This is a genomic window from Carnobacterium divergens (assembly GCF_900258435.1).
In the GTDB taxonomy this organism is placed as follows: Bacteria; Bacillota; Bacilli; order Lactobacillales; family Carnobacteriaceae; genus Carnobacterium; species Carnobacterium divergens_A.
In genome coordinates, this window is record NZ_LT992558.1 from 2,375,801 (window position 1) to 2,389,912 (window position 14,112).

Genomic DNA, 14,112 nt, shown 5'->3' on the forward strand with positions numbered 1-14,112 from the left:
TCGTTTGTCTTTAGAGGCAAACGATTTTTTTATGAATTATTTCCGGGGAAATAATTTACGGTTTTTTTAAGGTTTAGGATTTCTTAAAAATCTATAAATATTCATTATTTCATTAGGAATATTTACAAAAAAAGCTTATACTAATAGTTACTGAGCCTATTTTAAAATAGGAAATAATTTTGAAAGGAAGATATATCACGTATGATTGAAATTCTAAAAGCCGTACTTTTAGGAATCGTTGAGGGAATTACTGAATGGTTACCGATTAGTAGTACAGGTCATATGATTTTAGTGGATGAATTTATTAAGTTAGATACTTCTGCAGCCTTTAAAGAAATGTTTTTTGTTGTGATTCAATTAGGAGCTATTTTAGCAGTTGTTGTCCTCTATTTTCACAAGTTAAATCCTTTTTCCCCTAAAAAAACAAAGGAGGAAAAATCAGATACCTTCTCCCTTTGGTTTAAAGTAATCGTAGCTGTATTACCTGCTGCTGTTATTGGGTTAAAGTTTGACGATATGTTAGAAGCTAAGTTCTATAACTTTCAAACCGTTGCATTCACGTTGATTATTTATGGTATTTTATTTATTGTTATTGAAAATTGGAATAAGAACAGAAAGTCAGCAATTACTACCTTCAATCAATTGACTTATAAAACAGCTTTATTGATTGGTGTTTTCCAAGTATTGGCTTTAATTCCTGGAACTTCTCGTTCTGGTGCGACCATTATCGGTGCAATTATTTTAGGAACATCCCGTTACATTGCTGCTGAATTTTCATTCTTCTTATCAATTCCAGTTATGTTTGGTGCAAGTTTACTAAAACTTGTGAAATTCGGGTTCCACTTTACTGGTATGGAATATGCTATTCTGTTTACCGGCATGATTGTGGCCTTTATCGTCTCTATTATCGCAATTAAATTCTTAATGAGCTATATCAAACAAAATGACTTTAAAGCCTTTGGGTACTATCGTATTATTTTAGGTGCGATTTTGATTGGGTATATGGTCTTATTTAAATAAGTAAGTAAAAACGAACCAGCAGTCAGAAATGACTGTCAGTTCGTTTTTTTAATTCAATAATTTAATTCCCGCTTTCGATTTTTCTAATCGCTCTAAAATGGTTTCATAATTTTTAGTAGCAAAATCATAGAAAAGCAAATCGATTGCGTATAGTTGTGTTAGTAGGGAACTGGTAGCGGCACTTCTTAAAGGTGCTTCACCACTAATGCCTGTTTGTAAGGAAATCGTCGACAATTTCTTTAAGGAATTCTCGCCTAGCTCTGTTAATGAAATGGTTTGAAGGCCAAATTTTTGAGCTGCCTTCATCAATTGAATGACTTCTTTTGTTTCTCCGCTATTGGAAATACCAAAGAAAATCGCCTCTTTTGGAGCTGTTGACATTGAAGCCACCAAGGAATGTGTATCTAGCGTGCTCATGACATGTTTGCCAATTCGACTGTACTTTTGTTGGATATCTAGCGCCACTAAATGAGAGGCTCCTAGCCCATAGGTATAGATAATGGGGCTTTGATTGAAGGCTTTGGTTACTTCTTCCACTTGAGCGGTCTCTAGTAATTTACTGGTTTCTCTTAAAACATGTTCAGTTGTTAATAATAATTTTTTCTTCATTTGTTCAAATTCTTCGTCTGGTAATATCTCGGTGTATAGCTTTTCTTCAATCATTTTTGATTCAGCCGACAATTGGAGCTTTAATTCGGTAAAGCCTTTTAGACCGATTGAATGGCAAAAACGAATGATTGCAGCTGGACTTGAATTGGCTGATTTCCCTAATTGAGTCGCATTCATTTGGATAATTTTTTGGGGATCCTTTAAAATTGCTTCGCCAATTTTTTGTTCTGATTTAGGTAATGAAGCAAGTTTTTCTTGGATAACAAATAGAATATTAGGTTGCATAAAATCCCTCTCTTTTTAACTTTAAAAGACATCTGAACCTTACATTCACATGTCTTTTAAGTTTATTCATTTATCCTATCATTAATTTATTAGAGAAACAATCCTAATTTTATAGTTCAGTTGGTTCCATTGCTTCTTTTGGGACACCAAAGAAATACGTAGCAATAAATCCACCTGCGTAAGCTGCTAACAAGCCTAGAATATAGCCAATCCATTGTCCATTTGCAATAAGAGGAATTAAAGCTACTCCACTTGGACCAATGGCAATTGCGCCAATTCCACCTAAAGCGCCAATTACAGCTCCACCGATACCGCCACCAATACAAGCGGTTACAAAAGGTCTCCCTAGTGGTAACGTCACGCCGTAAATCAATGGCTCACCAATTCCTAAAATACCTACTGGCAATGCGCCTTTAATCATGTTGGTCAATTGCTTGTTCTTTTTACATTTCAACCACAGTGCGCAGGCTGCTCCAACTTGACCGCCACCAGCCATAGCTAAAATAGGCAATAGTAACGTCATTCCAGTTGAACTAATCATTTCAATATGAATTGGGGTTAAGACTTGATGCAAACCAAACATCACCATCGGTAAGAATAAAGCACCTAAAACAAAACCTGCAAATGCGCCACCAATGGTTAAGACCCAGTTAATTGCACCTACTAGCGCTGTTGAGATTGCTCCTGCAACAGGCATAATTAAGAAAATCGTCAATAAGCCAATCGTCAATAACGCAATCGTTGGGGTTACGATAATATCAATTGCTTCTGGAATTACTTTATGCAAACGTTTTTCAAGTAAAGCAATCAACCAAACTGCTAGAATGACACCAATAATCCCACCTTGCCCAGGTGAAAGTGTCCCACCGGTTAAGATATTAGGCAATGGTGCTTCAGGTGTCATACCGCTTAGATAAACGATTCCACCAACAATTCCACCTAACGCTTCAGTTGCACCAAATTCTCTAGCTGCATTGATCCCAACATAAATTTGCAAGTACGTAAACAAACCGTTTTTAATAATGTTTAACACAAGGATACTATTTGCCCAATTGTCACCACTAATCGTTCCTGCAACCATCATATTGGATAAAACAGCTGCTATTCCGCCAATAATACCTGCACCAACAAATGCTGGAATCATCGGAACAAAAATATTTGAGATTGATTTTAAAGCTCTTTTAAAAGGTGTGTTGTTTTTCTTTTTCTGTTTAGCTTTCGTTTCACGAGCTAGTTCTTCAGCTGCTTCTAAGCCTGTTTTATTTTCTTTGACAGCTTGATTCTTTTCTTGAATCATGATTGGATCACCTAATCGAACGCCTGCCATGTCTACCATTTTATTGGCTACTTTATTCACCGTTCCAGGGCCAACAATGACTTGTAATGTATCATCTTCAACAACGCCCATTACGCCATCAATTGCTTTTAATCCAACTAAGTCAACCTTCTCTTCATCATTTAATGACATTCGTACACGAGTCATACAATGAATAATTTTATTGACGTTCCCCATTCCACCAACTTTTTCATAAATCTCTCTTGCCAAACGCTCTTCTTTTAATTCAGCCATTTTCTATTCCCCTTTTCTTTCTAAAGTGGTTAAATCGTTTTGCGAATAAAGCCATTTGCTTTTGTTAATTTTTCAGTTGCCTCTTCTTTCGTGCTATCTGTCAAAATCATTACAATTGCTAATTTCACCTGCTGGTCTGCTTCAATAAATGTAAGACTAGCTTTTTCATAGCTACATTCAGTGGCTTGCATGATGATTCGTTTTGATCGTTCTTCTAATTTTTCATTCGTTGGTTTTACATCTACCATTAAATTTTGATACACTTTGCCAATCCCAATCATCGAGATGGTTGATAGCATATTCAGAACTAATTTTTGCGCGGTTCCTGATTTTAAGCGTGTTGAACCGGTTAAAATTTCAGGACCTGCATCCACTTCAATTGGATAAGTCGCATATTGGCTAATTTCAGCTTCTTTATTACATGAAAGTGTTGCCGTTGTAGCACCTACTTTAGTTGCGTACTCTAACCCACCAATCACATATGGCGTCCGTCCACTGGCAGCAATTCCGATTACCATATCCTCAGCGGTTAGGGAAATTGCTTTTAAATCAGATTCTCCAAACTCTTTTGAATCCTCTGCGCCTTCAACAGCTACCGTCATGGCTTCCATTCCACCCGCTATTAACCCTTGAACCATTGATGGATCTGCACTAAAGGTTGGTACACATTCGGCTGCATCTAGTACGCCTAAACGACCACTTGTTCCAGCTCCCATGTAAATTAAGCGTCCGCCTGCTTTAAATGATTTAATAATGTTATCAATGACTGTCGTGATACTTGGCAATTCTTTTTCAACAGCTACGGCTACTTTTTGGTCTTCTTGGTTCATAATACGAGCAACTTCTGCAGTAGAAAGTTCATCCAATCGCATGGTTTCTTCGTTTCTTGTCTCTGTGGTTAATTTCTCTAAATTCATTTTATTTCCTACTTTCAATTCATTGGTTTTAGTTTAAATTGCTGACCTGCAAGACACCAATCGATTAAATCTAAATCAGTCTCTACAACTTTTGCAATCGTATTCACTTTTTCGTCTGCTTTTAAATCTAGTTTGGTAATTTGAATCTCTCCCATATAGCGCCCATATAATTCGTTATCAATTGTGATACTTCCTTTTGAGCGGAGTTGAAGATTTTCTTCTGGTTTGATCTCTACTCTTGGCTTAAATCGTGCTTCTGCACTTCGTAGAACGTCTCTAGCTGGATCCATTCGGTTCCAATGATTTCCAGTAATTAAATCTAAATAAATGGGATTGCGGCTCACTTGCGTATACTTTAAAATAAGCACCTGTTCTTGATAGTAGGCTTTAAACTGTTCTCTTGTTTCATCTATTATGGAAGGATCTCCAATATAAATATCATCTACCGATCCTGTTTTAGTCAATTCAATGCTACATGCTAGCGGATGCTTAAAACGATGATCTTCTAAAGTTGGCAACTGTTGAAAGAGTGGCCCTCTTAATTTTCCATCACCGGGTACAAAAGCCATTATCCTAAAACCCAAATTTTTTAGCCAGTTATTCTTTTCAAGAAATGTCGGCATGTCTAAGCCTGTTTCTGGTCGTGGATAATAGTTGTGCCAAGCTTCCATATTTTCAAAATTTGCTCCAAATTCCCTTAATTCACGAACGTCTTGTTCACTAATGGTACTCGCGTTAAGAGCTACTTTTAAATGATTGCTAACAGCTGCGATGGTTTTATTGGAGATTGCATAATCCATTCGTAACCCTGTAATACCAGTTGCTAAAATTTCAGTTGGTCGATCAAAGGATAAGCCGATCTTCGTTAAGGCTTCACCAGAAATATCCACCATTAACTCCATGTTCAGTTTTTTAGCGAACGAACTTAGTTTTGCTAAGCGCTTACGATAATGGCTGACATTGTCTTCTGGAATATGAAGAGATGAGAAGATTCCAGAGAATCCGCTTTCATTCATTTTATAAAGATACTGCTCTGTTTCCTCTGTCAACTCTTCACCTAAAAAGATGGAAATACCTAACATATTCTCCCTCCTTAAAAAATCTTTTTCTTACTTGAACTTATCATAACTCTTTTGAAATAAAATTTCAAGCTATTCATGAAACTTTATTTCATTAAAAATAAATAAAATCTATTAAAATAAGAATTTTTGTTAGTTCCAGTATTTTAAAATAAGTTAGAAACCACAACTAAATGAAATTTAATTTCATTACATTTATCTAAAATAGACTCTTCCTCTCACTTAATTGATATCCGTTCTCATTAAGAGATAATCTTTTGTCTTAAATATAGACATTGATAGTAATTATCACTATCAACTAATTAGAATGATTATCATTTAGTTTTTGATTTTGGTATGCTTGGTTTATCAAAAAATAGTTTAGGAGGAATTTTTAATGACTTTTATTAAGAACAACAAAGCCATGACTGCGACTATCCTTAGCGGGATTCTTATTTTAGTAGGATGGCTATTCAAACTAAATCATTTCGAAACTACTGCCATCATTATTTTTCTAACTTCATTTGTCATTGGAGGATTTAAACAAGCTGTAGAAGGCATTCAAGATACTTGGGTCAACAAACACTTAAATGTTGATATTTTAATGGTCTTGGCTGCCATCGGTGCGTCGATTATTGGTTATTGGATGGAAGGGGCTTTATTGATCTTTATTTTTTCATTAAGCGGTTCGCTAGAAGAATACGCAACTGAAAAAAGTTCAAAGGCCATTGCCAGTTTAATGCACATGCAGCCAGAAACCGCCCTTAAAGTCCAACCCGATGGTTCATTTCTGGAGGTTTCTATTAATGAGTTAACAATTGGCGATACCTTATTTGTACCAAAAGGAGGCAGTATTCCAATTGATGGTCTATTAAAGACGGACAATGCTTTAATTGATGAAGCAGCCATTACTGGTGAGCCTATTCCGGTCTCTAAAGACACTGGCGCTGAATTGTTTGGCGGAACGATTAATTTAAATGATGCGCTGACAATGAATGTCACTAAAATTGCAGACGACACTCTTTTTGCTAAAATTATTCGATTAGTAAACGAAGCTCAGAACACCCCTTCAAAAACAGCTACAATGATTGAACGCATTGAAAATATCTATGTAAAAATTGTTTTGATTTTTGTGCCGATTATGATTGCGGTCTTCTATTTTATTTTCCAATGGGGTTGGAACGAATCTTTTTATCGCGGCATGGTGCTATTAGTTGTTGCGTCACCTTGTGCTTTAGTTGCATCCGCAACACCCGCTACCCTAGCAGCCATTTCAAATGGTGCAAAACGCGGGATTTTATTTAAAGGAGGCGCGTATTTAGAAAATTTTAGCCAACTAAAAGCGATTGCCTTTGATAAAACCGGAACCTTAACAAAAGGCATTCCTGTTGTAACAGATTCCTTTTTTGATGAACAAATAGACACTCAAAAGCTCTTAAATGTTTGTGTGGCTCTTGAAAAAACGTCTACTCATCCATTAGCAAAAGCCATTGTAACAAAATTCAACGATCAAACGACTGAGACTTTAGAGGGTATCGTTGTTAAAGATATTACTGGACACGGTCTAGAGTGTGTTGCTTATAATCAATTGTGGCGAATTGGGAAAAAAGAGTTTATTTTTAATGAGCAAAATCTCAATCGACCTTTTTTATCAACAGCCGAAGCTTTGCAGTTAGAAGGAAAAACCGTTACGTATATTAGTTGCGACCATCAAATCGTAGGCTATATTGGACTTCTTGATGTAGCAAAAGCAGATGCAAAAGAGATGATTGCCTTCTTTAAAAAGCAAGGTATTCACACCGTTATGTTGACTGGTGATAATGAGCAGACTGGAAAAACGATTGGAACAGAATTGGGAATTGATGAAATTAAGGCGAATTGCTTACCAGAAGATAAAACTGCCATCATCAAAGAACTTAAGGAACACTATGGAACGATTGGTATGGTAGGCGATGGCATCAATGACGCCCCTGCTTTGGCAAATGCTTCAATTGGAATTGCCATGGGAAATGGTACAGATATTGCAATGGATGTGGCTGACGTTGTACTCATGAAAAATCAACTGGATAAATTGACTTATAGTTATCAGCTTTCTGAAAAACTAAAAAAAGTTACGTTGCAAAATATGATTTTTTCAATTTCTGTTATCTCCTTATTAATTTTATCCAATTTATTCCAAATGATTAATTTGCCACTTGGAGTTGTAGGACATGAAGGAAGTACCATTTTGGTTATTTTAAATGGACTCCGCCTGTTAAAAACGTTAAAAGCATAAAACGACCGACAGATAAAAGAATTTTTTATCTGTCGGTCGTTTTTCTAGTTGAAAAATGCTTGGTAAAGTGCTTTTAGTGCCTTGTCTTCATCTACTTCTTGAACGCCAAACATCATGCTGACTTCTGAAGACCCTTGATTGATCATTTCAATATTGATTCCATGTTCCGCTAATGCCTCTGATGCTTTTGCCATCGTTCCTACATTACAGCGCATCTCTTCTCCCACAACCATCATTAAGGCTAAGTTATGTTGAATCACAACTTTATCAGCATGTAAATCTTCTTTTAATCGATTTAACAACTCATTTTCCTGACTTTCTGAAAGCTGATTGCTACGAAGAATTACTGTCAAATCATCAATGCCAGAAGGAGTGTGTTCATAGCTTAAACCGGCATCTTCAAGAATTTCGAGCATTTTTCGTCCAAAACCAATTTCTCTATTCATCAAATATTTTTCAATATAAATACTGCTAAATCCTGGTGAGCTGGCAATTCCAACGACAGCTCCTGAGCTTTTTTCTCGTGTGGTGGCAATTCTAGTTCCAACTGCATGTGGGTTATTCGTGTTTTTAATTTGAACCGGTACGCCCGCCTTAAAAGCTGGGTAAAGAGCTTCGTCGTGAAACACGGAAAATCCAGCGTAAGAAAGTTCACGCATTTCTTTATACGTTAGTGTCTCAATTTCTTGAGGTTTGTCTACGACATTAGGATTTGCTGCATAAATTGCGTCTACATCGGTAAAATTTTCGTAGAGCTCTGCTTGCAGTCCATTGGCTAAAATAGCCCCCGTGATATCTGAACCGCCACGGGAAAATGTAATTAATTTGCCTTCTTTTGTATAGCCAAAAAAACCCGGAACAATTAAAACACCTGCTTGCTTTCTTAATTCATACAAACGCTCATAGGATTCTGGAAGCACTTGTGCATTTCCTGGCTCATCTGTGACAAATAAACCGGCTTCCATCGGATTTACATAGGTAGCTTCAAGCCCTTCATGGTTGAAGTAGGCTGCAATTAATTTTGCGTTATTGTTCTCTCCGCTTGCCTTAAAAGCATCTAAAAAATAGTCTGGCTGAGATTTATCCCCTAATGCAAGTGTTTCTAAATCCCTTTTAATTTCATCAATAATTGCTAAATCTAAGTTCAAATCAACCGCCATTTCTTCATAACGCGAGATTATTTTGACTAAAACAGGTTGATAGGCTTCATTCAAAAGTGCTTTTGTGCCGCAATCAATTAATAAATCCGTTACTTTGTCATCAGCTTTTGAGCGTTTACCTGGAGCAGATACGACAACCACCTTACGTTGCGAATCCTCTTTTACAATCTGAAATACTTTTTTTAATTGGGTTGCCGAAGCTAAAGAACTCCCGCCGAATTTAATCACTTTCATTGCGTCACATCCTTTTTCTCATTTTTTTTTAACATACTTATCATTTTCCCTCTTTTTTACGAAAGAATCAATCTTTTTTTGCATTAAAATCCACTTTTTTAGTATTTTATCGAAAATTGATCACGATATTCAAAAAATAGTAGTTTTCCATTCAATTTTTAACAAAAAAATAAAAAGAAAACGATAGTCCCTCTTCGTTTTATTATAATAATATTCATTAGATAACTTCTATTTTCTCATCAATTAGATTATAATAGAAAGAGGTACTTATCTTTGTAACGGGAAGGTGACATCATGGCAAAAAAGAAACATTTACAAGTTATTCTTGGTTTATCTATGCTTGCAGGAATTACCGGCTCATTCTTTTTAAAAAATCAAAAAGTTCAAGCTCCTACGCTTTCAACTAAATCTAAATTTATCGGATCTTGGAAAGGTCATTTTATCAATCAGTCAACCGAAACAATTTTAGAGATTTCACCCAAAATGGAATTCTTTTTAAATAACCTCCCCATTGAAGGGCATTTATTAAAACAAAGTAGTTCTAAACTTATTTTTGAAGATCACTATGGCTATCAACTTATTTTTACTTTAACAAGCAACGATACGCTAGATCTTTATGACGATGCCGAAGAAAAAATTTACGCGCTTCAACGTGTTGTCGCTAACCAAATAGAAAATGAAAGTTAAAAAGCGCCTCTCTGTTCTAGAGTAGCGCTTCTTTTTATTCTACAAGTTTCGTTTGGTAAATACGGCTACTTTCGCCCCAAGGATGGTAACCTACTCCTACATAGTCAAATTGATACTTTTCATAGTAAGAGGTATGGTCTGTACATAAATACAATGTTTCAAACCCTAATTTTTTAGTTTCAGTCTTAACATACTCAATCAACCATTCTCCATAGTTATTTCCACGAAATTCTTCTTCAATATATAGCCCGCAGAGCCATGGATATAAGTCCATCCGACTAATAAAATCATTTGGAATCAATCCTGCACACCCTACAATCGTCTCGTCTTTTAGCAATAAATACCATTGTGGCAACTTTGATGGTGATGTGAGACAAGAGGTAATGCAGTCTTCGTACAACAAATTCGTCTCTTCACTTCCCCACTTTTCTTGAAAGTAGCAAATGGCTTTCTCCGCATACGCCGGATTCTCTCTAATCGATACATACTTCATTTTATTCTCCCTTCAACTTTCAATAGCGACCAATTCCATCTTCATTCCTTCTGGATCTTGGAAATACAAGGCATAGTGATGAGGCCCGCCTGCAAATGGATACTCATCATCGTACAAAAGCGTTCCACCAAAGGACGGTATCTGTTTTCTTAAAGTATCTACTTGTTTTTTTGTTTCAGTTGCAAATGCGACATGGTTCAAACCGATCCCACCTTTTACGTAAGGCGTTTCAATCATTTTACGCTCTCCAATTGAAATCACAAAATAAAAGTTTTCTTTTTTCCAGCTGATCCCCGTAGCCCAATTTTGGTATTCTTGATACCCTAAGGCTTTTAAAAATTGGCTCCAAAAGGCTGTTTGCTTCGGCAAATCTTTGACGTATAAATCAAGATGATGTAACATTTGATTCCTCCTTTTAGCCCCATTTCTTTTTAGTATAACAAAAAAACAAGATAAAACCATTTAGGTTTTATCTTGTTTCAAGTTTAGTCTTCTAAAGCTTGTAATTTTTGATTGTCATCAAGTTGTGAGACATCCTCTAAATGTCTTTTTTGTAACCAGTTCATTGAAAGGAATAATAATCCACTGAAGACAACGAAGATTGCCAACAAGATCAATGCGCTACTTACAAAGACACCTTGTCCTAATCCACCACTGATTGCTTCTCTAAATCCATAAATTGAATGAGACATTGGCAAGTATGGGTGAATCGCTTTGAAGAAGTTATTTGTTAATGGAATTGGGAATGTACCACCAGCTCCACCAAGTTGAACAATTAATAAGACCATTCCGATGAAACGTCCTGGGTTATCAAATGTCATGGCTAACGTCATAATCAAGAACATGTAAGCAATTGAGGTTACGATTGCCATTGTCATAAATTGTGCTACAGACTCAACATGTAAGCCTAATGCTAGGATTAAGCCTGCTTCAACCACTGCCATTGCAACTGCTGCAACTAAACCGATTGAGAATTTGCTTAACCACCATGAGAAGCTTGATTGACCTGTCATTGAAATTTTACGGATTGGGAAGATAAAGTTGAAGACTAACGCTCCAACATATAAAGCTAATGATAAAACGTATGGAGCAAGAGCTGCACCGTAGTTTTCAACATGGCTGTATTCTTTATGAGTCAATTTATCTGGACTCGCAAGCATATCGAAGGTTTTATCTGTTGCTGTAATTCCGTTTACTTCTTTAGCACCATCTTTTAATTTAGATGATAATTCTTTTGTACCGTCTTTTAGGGTTCCTAAACCAGTACCTAATGTACCTGAACCGTCAGCTAATTGGCTTGAGCCTGATTGGATTTGTGTTGACCCATCAGCTAATTGACCAATCCCGCTATTTAATTGTGGAGAGTTTTCAGTTAATTTAGCTGTTCCTTGTGCTAATTGACTTGAGCCGTCATTTAGTTGAGTCACGCCACTGATTAAGTCTGGTAATTTACCAGAAATTTGACCGATTCCGCCGTTTAGAGCGTTGGCTCCACTGTTAAGAGCGCTAGAGTTTGCTGTTAATTGTTGGCTTCCTGATTTAAGGGATGCTACACCATTTGTGTAAGCATTGATTCCTGAAACCAAACCAGTATCACCTTTTAATCCATTTTGGATTTGACCTAAACCTGGTGCTAGTTGTTGATCTAAAGCCGTTTTAATATCAATTAAACCTTGCGTTGCAGATGTAGCACCTGGTAAAGCTACATTTGAAACTGCTGCTAATTTATCGACCCCTGCTTTTAATTGACTTAATTGGGCAGTTAGGCCTGCTGCTAATGTTTGAATATCTGCTCCAGTTGCTTGAGTAGCTTCCCCTGCTGCTGCTGCTTTTCCACCAATTGCTGTTGCTTTTTCACCAATTGCTGTTGCTTTTCCACCAATTGCTGTTGCTTTTTCACCAATCGCTGTTGCTGTTGCTCCTTGCGTTTGTGCTTGCGTACCTAATTCAGTTTTAACTGCATTATCTAATTCTTGTTTTTCAGCATCTGATAAACTTTGATAAGCTGCTGTTTTTTGAATGGCTGTTACTGTTTTTGTTGGATTTTCTTGGATTTGATTACCTAAGTTTGTTAAATCGTCTCTAATTCCATCTTTGTTTGTTAAATCTTCTTTAATTTCACCTAAGTTTGTTTCAATAGTTGTTAAATCTTCTTTAATTCCGCCTAAGTTTGTTCCAATAGTTGTTAAATCTTCTTCAATTTTTGATTGATCAATTGTTCCACTATTTGCTAATTGAGTTTGCAATTCATCAATACCATCATTTAATTTAGGCAATACTTTAATCAATTGAGATAATTCAGCTAGTTTTTTGGGGTCAATTTTGTTAGACATTTCTTGAACACCATTTGCTAGTTGATCAACACCACCGTTTAATTGTGCAACACCTGCTTGTAATTTGCCATTGTTTGCAACTAATTGATTGCTTCCATCGGCTAACTGACCCACACCTGCTGTATAAGCGCCAACGCCATTTGCTAAGGTTTGTGAACCGTCGCTTAATTGACCGACACCTGCTTGAAGGGGTCCAACGTTAGAAGCTAATTGTCCGATTCCATCATTTAATTTGGTTGCTCCTGAATCAAGTTGAGCCACACCGTCTGTATATTGATTTAAACCGACTTCTAGTTTTTCTGCACCTTCGCTGAAGGTTACGGTACTTGATGCTAATTTTTGTAAGTTTTCTGTGATTTGTTTGTTTCCATCAGTTAATTGTTTTGTTCCGTCATCTAGTTTTTTAGAACCATCTGCCGCTTGTGTAAAGCCGTCTCCAACTTTTTCAATTTGACCGAAAATGGATTCTGCATAGGCTTTTGTTACGTTAGCTGAAACTTCGCTTTTTAATTGCTTAGCCGCCGTCTCGCCAATAACTTCACCGATATAGTTTAATGAGCCATTTGTTTCATAAGTGATATTCATTTTCTTTGGTTCTTTGTCTAATAGTGTTGAAGCATTTTTAGAAAAATTCTTTGGTAACGTCACGACCATATAGTACTTACGATCTTTAATACCTTCTTTAGCGGCTTTTTCTGAAACGAAATGCCAATCTAATAAATCATTTTTCTTTAAATTCTCAACTAGTTGATCCCCGACATCTAATGTTTTCCCTTGATAGTCGACTGATTCATCTAAGTTTACAACTGCAACAGGTAATTCACCTGTTTTACCATATGGATCCCACACTGATTTCAAGAAGAATCCTGCGTATAAGATAGGAATAAACATAATCACGACAAATGAGATTAGTAATAATTTATTGCCGGCAAGTTTTTTCCATTCATTTTTCATCATTTCCATTGACGTTTTTCAACACCTTTCTTAGTAACCCTTTTTTTTCAGCTAAATCGTTCCAGTTTAAAACTGGAATTTCACGAAGACCTAACGTTTCTTGGATCAACTCTTCAACTGTCTGCTTCCCTAAATAATCCGAGTAATACTTGTCCGCTTCGTGAAATACATCCATTAATACCAAATCTCCTTGATTGGCAACAGGCTGCATATCTTGAAATACCATGTTGATTAAACCTGTATTTGGATACGTGATCACAGGTCCTTCTAACGCTTCAATAATTTCCAATATCGTTATTTTTTCAGGTGCTTTCGCCAGTGAAAATCCACCATTGATACCTGATACTGATGTTACAAGATTATTGACTACCAACTTGCGCATTAATTTTTTCAAATAGGTTGGTGAGCCTTGTAACCGATAATTGATAATGTGTGAAGAAACGGGTATCTCTTGATCTTGGGTTGCTAATAACGCAATCACACAGACAGCTTGTTCCAAGCCTTTTGTCAGCTTCAT

The 14,112-nt window shown here is 36.4% G+C and carries 12 protein-coding genes; 3 read left to right on the forward strand and 9 right to left on the reverse strand.

Annotation, left to right across the window (positions count from 1 at the left end; translation table 11 throughout):
• Nucleotides 1-201 precede the first annotated feature (201 nt).
• Nucleotides 202-1,020, forward strand: coding sequence for an undecaprenyl-diphosphate phosphatase (locus tag CDIMF43_RS11975; protein ID WP_109842130.1), 819 nt, complete (start codon nucleotides 202-204; stop codon nucleotides 1,018-1,020).
• A 48-nt stretch (nucleotides 1,021-1,068) separates the two neighbouring features.
• Here the strand turns inward: CDIMF43_RS11975 and CDIMF43_RS11980 are convergent, their stop codons facing one another.
• From CDIMF43_RS11980 to CDIMF43_RS11995, 4 genes are all read right to left on the reverse strand, one after another.
• Entirely contained in the window at nucleotides 1,069-1,914 is an 846-nt protein-coding gene (locus CDIMF43_RS11980; protein ID WP_109842131.1) for a MurR/RpiR family transcriptional regulator, read from the reverse strand.
• Nucleotides 1,915-2,023: 109 nt separating this feature from the next.
• On the reverse strand, nucleotides 2,024-3,484 hold the full coding sequence (locus CDIMF43_RS11985) for a PTS transporter subunit EIIC (protein ID WP_109842132.1): 1,461 nt from the start codon (nucleotides 3,482-3,484) through the stop codon (nucleotides 2,024-2,026).
• 29 nt (nucleotides 3,485-3,513) lie between these two features.
• Nucleotides 3,514-4,401, reverse strand: coding sequence for an N-acetylmuramic acid 6-phosphate etherase (gene murQ / locus CDIMF43_RS11990; RefSeq protein WP_074401721.1), 888 nt, complete (start codon nucleotides 4,399-4,401; stop codon nucleotides 3,514-3,516).
• Nucleotides 4,402-4,415: 14 nt separating this feature from the next.
• Complete coding sequence (locus tag CDIMF43_RS11995) at nucleotides 4,416-5,483, reverse strand: DUF871 domain-containing protein (RefSeq protein WP_109842133.1); 1,068 nt, start codon at nucleotides 5,481-5,483, stop codon at nucleotides 4,416-4,418.
• A gap of 373 nt (nucleotides 5,484-5,856) precedes the next feature.
• On the opposite strand from CDIMF43_RS11995, the gene CDIMF43_RS12000 reads away from it, so the two are divergent.
• On the forward strand, nucleotides 5,857-7,734 hold the full coding sequence (locus CDIMF43_RS12000) for a heavy metal translocating P-type ATPase (protein ID WP_109842134.1): 1,878 nt from the start codon (nucleotides 5,857-5,859) through the stop codon (nucleotides 7,732-7,734).
• Between the two features lie 44 nt (nucleotides 7,735-7,778).
• On the opposite strand, the gene CDIMF43_RS12005 is transcribed toward CDIMF43_RS12000, so the two are convergent.
• Nucleotides 7,779-9,128, reverse strand: coding sequence for an aspartate kinase (locus tag CDIMF43_RS12005; protein WP_109842135.1), 1,350 nt, complete (start codon nucleotides 9,126-9,128; stop codon nucleotides 7,779-7,781).
• Between the two features lie 294 nt (nucleotides 9,129-9,422).
• On the opposite strand from CDIMF43_RS12005, the gene CDIMF43_RS12010 reads away from it, so the two are divergent.
• The gene (locus CDIMF43_RS12010) at nucleotides 9,423-9,815 is read left to right on the forward strand and encodes a DUF4828 domain-containing protein (RefSeq protein WP_034568452.1); all 393 of its coding nucleotides are present in this window, start codon (nucleotides 9,423-9,425) and stop codon (nucleotides 9,813-9,815) included.
• 34 nt (nucleotides 9,816-9,849) lie between these two features.
• Here the strand turns inward: CDIMF43_RS12010 and CDIMF43_RS12015 are convergent, their stop codons facing one another.
• From CDIMF43_RS12015 to CDIMF43_RS12030, 4 genes are all read right to left on the reverse strand, one after another.
• Entirely contained in the window at nucleotides 9,850-10,308 is a 459-nt protein-coding gene (locus CDIMF43_RS12015; protein WP_074401716.1) for a GNAT family N-acetyltransferase, read from the reverse strand.
• Between the two features lie 12 nt (nucleotides 10,309-10,320).
• Nucleotides 10,321-10,710 (reverse strand): VOC family protein, encoded by a 390-nt coding sequence (locus CDIMF43_RS12020; protein ID WP_109842136.1) that lies wholly within the window; start codon nucleotides 10,708-10,710, stop codon nucleotides 10,321-10,323.
• Between the two features lie 83 nt (nucleotides 10,711-10,793).
• Nucleotides 10,794-13,604, reverse strand: a complete 2,811-nt coding sequence (locus CDIMF43_RS12025) for a YhgE/Pip domain-containing protein (RefSeq protein ID WP_109842137.1) — start codon at nucleotides 13,602-13,604, stop codon at nucleotides 10,794-10,796.
• Complete coding sequence (locus CDIMF43_RS12030; protein ID WP_074401713.1) at nucleotides 13,585-14,112, reverse strand: Rrf2 family transcriptional regulator; 528 nt, start codon at nucleotides 14,110-14,112, stop codon at nucleotides 13,585-13,587. The genes CDIMF43_RS12025 and CDIMF43_RS12030 overlap by 20 nt, the downstream gene beginning before the upstream one ends.